The organism is bacterium, assembly GCA_030655055.1.
In the GTDB taxonomy this organism is placed as follows: domain Bacteria; phylum Edwardsbacteria; class AC1; order AC1; family EtOH8; genus UBA5202.
Genome location: JAURWH010000147.1, coordinates 1 through 6,785, shown reverse-complemented (window position 1 = coordinate 6,785; position 6,785 = coordinate 1). Strand labels below are relative to the sequence as shown.

General features: G+C 54.5%; 8 protein-coding genes. All 8 read left to right on the top strand.

Translation table 11 applies throughout. The annotated features are described in order from the left end of the window. The first annotated feature begins 365 nt into the window (after window positions 1-365). Window positions 366-1,883, top strand: a complete 1,518-nt coding sequence (locus Q7U71_06925; protein ID MDO9391489.1) for a tetratricopeptide repeat protein — start codon at window positions 366-368, stop codon at window positions 1,881-1,883. 118 nt (window positions 1,884-2,001) lie between these two features. After that, window positions 2,002-3,084 carry a Xaa-Pro peptidase family protein gene (locus Q7U71_06920; protein MDO9391488.1) on the top strand — a complete coding sequence of 361 codons (1,083 nt, stop codon included), beginning with the start codon at window positions 2,002-2,004 and terminating at the stop codon, window positions 3,082-3,084. A 35-nt stretch (window positions 3,085-3,119) separates the two neighbouring features. Then, the gene (locus Q7U71_06915) at window positions 3,120-3,512 is read left to right on the top strand and encodes a GxxExxY protein (protein MDO9391487.1); all 393 of its coding nucleotides are present in this window, start codon (window positions 3,120-3,122) and stop codon (window positions 3,510-3,512) included. Window positions 3,513-3,587: 75 nt separating this feature from the next. Next, window positions 3,588-4,145 carry an elongation factor P gene (efp, locus tag Q7U71_06910; protein ID MDO9391486.1) on the top strand — a complete coding sequence of 186 codons (558 nt, stop codon included), beginning with the start codon at window positions 3,588-3,590 and terminating at the stop codon, window positions 4,143-4,145. A 1-nt stretch (window position 4,146) separates the two neighbouring features. After that, window positions 4,147-5,265 carry a type IV pilus twitching motility protein PilT gene (locus tag Q7U71_06905; protein MDO9391485.1) on the top strand — a complete coding sequence of 373 codons (1,119 nt, stop codon included), beginning with the start codon at window positions 4,147-4,149 and terminating at the stop codon, window positions 5,263-5,265. A gap of 3 nt (window positions 5,266-5,268) precedes the next feature. Further along, window positions 5,269-5,994, top strand: a complete 726-nt coding sequence (locus tag Q7U71_06900; protein ID MDO9391484.1) for a 2-phosphosulfolactate phosphatase — start codon at window positions 5,269-5,271, stop codon at window positions 5,992-5,994. Window positions 5,995-6,015: 21 nt separating this feature from the next. Then, a complete protein-coding gene (locus Q7U71_06895; GenBank protein MDO9391483.1) occupies window positions 6,016-6,330 on the top strand; it encodes a DUF4258 domain-containing protein in 315 nt (104 codons plus the stop codon). A 15-nt stretch (window positions 6,331-6,345) separates the two neighbouring features. Beyond that, entirely contained in the window at window positions 6,346-6,597 is a 252-nt protein-coding gene (locus tag Q7U71_06890) for a YgiT-type zinc finger protein (protein ID MDO9391482.1), read from the top strand. Window positions 6,598-6,785 lie beyond the last annotated feature (188 nt).

The window sequence follows — 6,785 nt, the reverse complement described above, 5'->3', positions numbered from 1 at the left end:
GCTTGGTGACGGCGTTTGTAACTGAGAAAGGGGTGGTAAAGCCGCCCTATGCTAAAAACATTCCGCTTCTAAATACAAAGAAATGAATGTTGGTTTTTCCGGGGAAGAACAAAGTCACTTTTTGTCCTTTTTAAAGGGCTGGAACATAAAAAACAACTTATTTGCGGGCCCCAAAGTCATTTAAACCTCTATTTTCTATTGACAAATACAACGCTTCAGAATATAATATAACTTAGTCTAATTGCTTAAAGTTATGACAATTCAGGCCTGCCTTCGCCGATACTTAGCCGGCCTTTTAAGAGGCTATGGTAGGCAGGCTTGTTTTGCTATTGCTAAAACACACTCATTTTTCATGGAGAAGCCAAATGGCCAATGAAAATTTAAAATTGCCGCCGGAGATCGAACAGTTTACCCAAAAACTGGTGGCCGACCCAAAGTCGCGGGTCTTTGCCCAGCTGGCCGACGCCTACCGCAAGGCCGGCATGACCGACGAGGCCATCGAGACTGCCAAAAAGGGGATGGAACATCATCCGGCCTATGCCACCGCCCACCTGATCCTCGGCCGATGCTATCTGGAAAAACAGATGTACGCATTGGCCCGGGAGGAGTTCGAGGCCACCATCAAAAGCGATCCCCAGAACTTAGTGGGATATAAGCTGCTGGCCGGCACTTACGAAAAACAGAACATGTTCGCCGAGGCGGTAAAGTTTTACCAGATGGTGCTGGACCTGGAACCCGGCGATCCCGACCTGACCGAAAAGGTGGCCTCCCTAAAGGCCCGGCAGGAGGAAAAGCCCCAGGTTGCGCCGGAGCCGGAACCGGTCCCGGAGGCTGTTCCGGTTTTGGAGATAGCCCGCGAGGAGGTTGTGCCGGAACCGGTCAAGGAAGAGCCGGCAATGGCGGCGGAAGAAAAACCAGTGGAACTAAAATCCGAAGAACCGGCCAAGGAAGAAGTAGCCGTTGTTCCGGAACCAATACCATTCCCGGATGTTTTGGCGGAAGCCATTCCAGAGGCTGAACCGGTCAAGCCGGATGAGCCTGAGACAAAACCGGTCGAGGCGGTTCCGCAAAAGGAAACCGAACCCGAAGATCCGGTCAAAGTAGAAATCCCGGTCTCCACCGAGCCCATATTGTTCCCCAATGCCCTGACGGAAACCAAGCCCGAGCCGGAACCGGCCAAGTCCGAAGAGCCGGAGACCAAGGCTGAAGAAAAGTCGGCGGCCACAGTGACTTTAGCCGAGATATACGTCCAGCAGGGGTTCTATGAAAAAGCTGTAGAGGTCTACCGGGAAATGATCTCCGCCGAGCCGGGAAACGATGATTACAAGGCCCGGATGGACGAACTGCTGGAAAAAGCCTACCCCGAAGAAAAACCGGAAGGGACAGCCGAAGAGAAAAAAGAGCCAGAGCCTCCAGCCCGGGAAGAACCGGCCGCACCGGAGATCACTGCTACTGTGCCTGAAGCGAAGAAAGAACCGGTTCAGGAAACCGCCGCCTCTTCGTTGCCTGAAGCTCCGCCGACGGTGGATATTTTCGGCGGAATGTTTGACCAGCCGGAGGCAAAGGTTGCCGAACCAAAGCCCATAGAACAAGAAGATATTTCGACCAAGGCCTTTTTACCAGAGCCGCCTTCCAAGCCAGCGCCGGAAATTCCTGCAGGAAAAACTGAAATACCTGTAGCCCCCGAACCCCAGCCGGTACCCGAGCCAGTCAAGGAAGCGGCGGTGGATTTTTCTGCCTTGTTCTCGGACGCCCCCAAGGCTCCGTCAGACCAGCCGGCTGCCGCCGAACCGCCCAAACCGGAGGCGGAGGCCGGGAAAAAAGCCGAGGGCGAGAACACCGTCAGCAGTTTCCAATCCTGGCTGTCTTCGCTGCAAAAATAACAGAGGCGCCGCCCGTACAATTGGCATTCACTTTTGCATACCGCCTCAGGGCGGTATGCCTTTAAGGGACGCCCGGAAGAAAAAATCAATCCATTTCACTCTAAACCCCGGAGTAGTTATGCCAGATATCCATCGTCAAAGAATAACCGGCATCAGAAAAGCCCTGGCCTTAAACAAGGCCGACGGCATCATCATTACCAACCTGATAAACATCAGGTATCTGGCCGGATACACCGGAAGTTCCGGGCTGTTGTGGATATCCCAGAAGGAGTCGGTGTTCTTTACCGATTTCCGTTATCAGGAGCAGGTCAAGCGCGAAGTGAAGGGGGCCAGGTGCATCATCATCAAGAAGGGCCTTTGGGAGGAATTGTTCCTGAATCCCGATTTCAAAAAAGCCAGGAAGGTCGGCTTTGAAAAGAACGATCTGAAATACTACCAATACGAATTACTGCAAAAAGAACTGAAGGCCAAAAAACTTCTGCCTTTATCCGGCCTGACTGAAGAGCTTCGCAAGGTGAAGGTTCCGGACGAAATAAAAAACATTGCCCGGGCCGCCGCCATAGCGGATAAGTCCTTTTCCAGGATAGTCAGGGGGATAAGGCCGGGAATGACCGAGCTGGAGATAGCCTTCAAGCTGGAATCCATCATGAAGACCCTGGGGGCCAGCGCACCCTCGTTCGACACCATAGTCGGCTCGGGGCCCAACAGCGCCCTGCCCCATGCCCAGCCTTCGGACCGGAAGATCCGGAAGGGGGATTTCATCGTCTTTGATTTCGGGGCCGTCTACCGGGGCTACCACTCCGACATGACCCGGACGGTCTGCGTGGGAGAACCAAGCCCCAAACACTTGAAGGTCTACGATACCGTGCTCAGGTCGCAGCTGGCCGGGTTGAAGGCCGTCAGGGCCGGGGTCAAGGGCAGGGAGGCCGATGCCGCCGCCCGTGCAGTGATCAATGCGGCCGGCTATGCCAAGTACTTCGGACACGGGCTGGGCCACGGGGTGGGCCTGGAAGTGCACGAGGCTCCGGGAGTGGGCAGCAAATCCGAGAACCTGCTGCCGGTGAATTCGGTGGTGACGGTGGAGCCGGGGGTCTATCTGCCTGGCTGGGGCGGGGTGCGGATCGAGGATCTGGTGGTGGTCACCGCCACGGGCTGCCGGATACTTAGCAATTCACCCAAGGAACTGATAGTCATCAAGTAGTTGCTTTGCCACAAAGACACTAAGACACGAAAATCATGAATTATCAACCACTGCCAACAATAGAAGAAGAGCAGGCAAAGAAAATCGTAGATGCCGCATATGCAGTGCATAAAAAACTGGGTCCGGGGTTACTGGAAAAAATATACGAGATATGCTTTTGTCATGAATTGTCTAAAAGGGGCTTAAGGTACCAAAGGCAAGTTGATGTACCGATTGTTTATGACGGTATCACCTTTGATGAAGGACTATGTTTAGATGTCCTGGTTGAAAATAGCATCATCTGTGAATTGAAGGCCGTAGATGAGATGAATCCAGTCTGGGAAGCACAATTGCTCAGCCATTTAAAACTGACTGGTAAACGCCTAGGATTTCTTATCAATTTTAATGTGTCAGTCATCAGAAATGGTATTAAACGATTTATTGTATAAACTTGGTGACTTAGTGTCTTTGTGGCGGAAGAGTTACATCATCAAATAATATACCCAAACTGTTAGGAGGAGAAATTGGCCAGCACTGCGGATCTTAGAAACGGGATGGTCCTGAACTACGAGGGACAGCTTTTTTACACGGTGGAATTCCAGCACGTCAAGCCGGGCAAGGGCGGGGCTTTTGTCCGCACCAAACTGAAGAACGTCAAGACCGGCGCGGTGATCGAGCGGACCTTCCGCTCCGGGGAATCAATCACCGAGGTCAGGCTGGAGCGCCGCAAGATGCAGTACCTGTATAACAGCGACGACATGTACATGCTGATGGACAGCGAGACCTACGAACAGATCAGCCTGCCCGGGGAAATGTTTAAGGATATCAAGGACTTTTTGAAGGAGAACACCGAGATCCAGGTGCTGCTGCACGGGGAAGCCGTGATCGGGATAGAGATCCCGACCTTCGTCCTCCTGAAGGTGGCCCACTCCGAGCCGGGCTTCAAGGGGGATACCGCTTCCTCGGTCACCAAGCCGGCCACATTGGAGAGCGGGCTGGTGGTCCAGGTGCCGCTGTTCATAAACGAAAACGACCTGCTTAAGATAGACACCAGAACCGGAAAGTATTTAGAGAGGGCCTAAAATGGATCTAAAACAAACCCTGGAGCGGATGGTCAAGGAAAATTCCTCCGATCTCCACTTAAAGGCGGGAATGCCTCCGGTCTTCAGGGTGGACGGGACCTTGAAACCCCTGAATGAAGCCCCGCTGTCCCCGGAAGAACTGAGGCAGGTAGCCCTGCAGCTGATGCCCAAGGACCAGCAGCAGATATTTGCCGAGGAGAAGGAGCTGGACTTTGCCATCGGGGTGGCCGGGCTGGGAAGATTCCGGGTGAACGTCTACATGCAGCGCGGCAGCGTGGCCCTGGCCCTGAGGGCCATTCCGGTCTCGGTCAAGAAGATCGACGAGCTGGCTCTGCCGCCCATCATCAAGGAACTGGCCACCAGCCACCGGGGGATGCTGCTGGTGACCGGAACCACCGGCTCCGGCAAATCCACCACCATGGCCGCCATGATAGAGCATGTCAACGAGACCGAGAGCCGGAACATCATCACGGTGGAGGACCCGATAGAATTCCTGTTCCGCGACAAGAAATCCATCATCAGCCAGCGGGAGGTGGGCACCGACACCCTGTCCTTTGCCGCCGCCTTAAAACACGTGCTGCGCCAGGACCCGGATGTGATCCTGATCGGGGAGATCCGGGACAAGACCACCCTGGGCACCTCGCTCCAGGCCGCCGACACCGGCCACATGGTGATGAGCACCCTTCACACCCTGAACGCCTCGGAGACCATCAACCGGGTGATCTCCTTCTTTCCGCCCCACCAGCACGAGCATGTCCGGGTCCTTTTAGCAGCCACTCTGATAGGCGTGGTCAGCCTGCGCCTGCTGCCCCGGGCCGACGGCAAGGGCCGGGTGCCGGCGGTGGAAGTGATGATCAACACCGCCACGGTCAGGGAGCACCTGCTGGATCCGGTCAAGACCCTGATGATCCCCCAGCTGATCTCCGAGGGCAACACCCAGTACGGCATGCAGTCCTTTGACCAGTCCATCATGAAGCATTACCGCGACGGGATGATCTCCTACGAGACCGCCCTGCAGAGCGTGACCAACCCTGACGAATTCAAGCTCCGGTTAAGGGGCATCGAGAACGCCTCCGATTCCCGGGGGTGGGATTCATTTGACACAACGTCCAGAAAGTAAGATTTGAGCATTAAAATTGACGTGGTAATTGTTCCGGCCGAACTGCCGGAGCAGGGCTTGGCCGGCAAGACGGTGGCGGTGATAGACGTGCTGCGGGCCTCCACTTCCATGGTGGCGGCGCTGGAGGCCGGGGCCAAGGAGATCATCCCCCTGGCCAGCATCGAGGAGGCCACCCGGCTGGCCGAGACCATGGGCCGGGAGACCGTGGTCCTGTGCGGCGAGCGGGACGGCAATAAGATCAACGGCTTTGATCTGGGCAATTCCCCCCTGGAATTCACCCCGGAGAACGTCAAGGGCAAAAGCCTGCTGATGGCCACCACCAACGGAACGGTGGCCGTGGCCCGGGCCAAGGGGGCGGCGCTGATAGCGGTAGGCTGCCTGATAAACGCCAAGGCCCTGGTCCCGGTGCTGACCGAATCCCAGGCCGAGATAGTCCTTTTATGCTCCGGCAAGCAGGGCCGGGTCTCGCTGGAGGACCTGCTCTGCGCAGGATATCTGACCAAACTGATCAAAGACCAATCCCCCGAGGCCGAGATCAACGATGGCGCCCGGGTGGCCCGGGACATCTACGAAAAGCACAAGGGCCACCTGACCAAGGCCGTCAAAGAAAGCGACCACGGCAGTTACCTGGCCGGCCTGGGTTACCTGACTGACATAGAGTATGCCACCCAGCCCGATGCCAGCAGCACCGTGCCGGTGATGAAGGACGGGCGGATAGTGGTGAATTAGGCGGAGACAGGATAGATTTATATGCGCATCACGTCAGATTTCATTCGTACTGAAATTGAGAAGCAGAACTACGAAATATCACTTCATGCGGATGATGAACGCATCGCAGATGGTTTAACTGTCTCGCAATTGGAGTTCGCATTATCAAATTGTGTAGTCATAGAGCAATATCAGGATGATCCACGCGGGGAGAGTTGTTTAGCGACAGGATTCACGCTTGAAGGAATAGCCGTTCATGTTGTTTGCGGCAGGAATCCTTCGGGACATCTGATTCTCATTACGGTCTATATTCCAACCACTCCAAAATGGCGGGATCCATGCACGAGAAATCGATAAAAGAAGGAGTTATCTATGGTAAAGAAATATAGCGATTGCTTTTATTGCGGCGGTTCAGTAAAAGAACGGCTTATGCCCCGGGAAGTTAGATGGCAGGGGCGTTTATTCATCTTTGAAAACGTTCCAATGGGCGTCTGTACTCAATGCGGAGAAAAAGTTCTAAAGCCGGATGTAGCCAAGGCAATTGATCATACCTTTCATGAGCAGAGGAAACCTAAAAAAACCATCCAGGTTCCTGTTTATTCATTTTGCCCTGACGTCGCGTAAAACAGAGTATCCGGTTATGTGCCTTCGGCGCTTCACCCAGCCCGATGCCAGCAGCACCGTGCCGGTGATGAAGGACGGGCGGATTGTGTCCTGCCAGGCCGGGGATCCCCGCTAAACAGCGATACAAAAACAGACAGATAAGATAAATGAAATCCGACCAAAAAGAAAAAGAAAAAAAATCTTCCCCG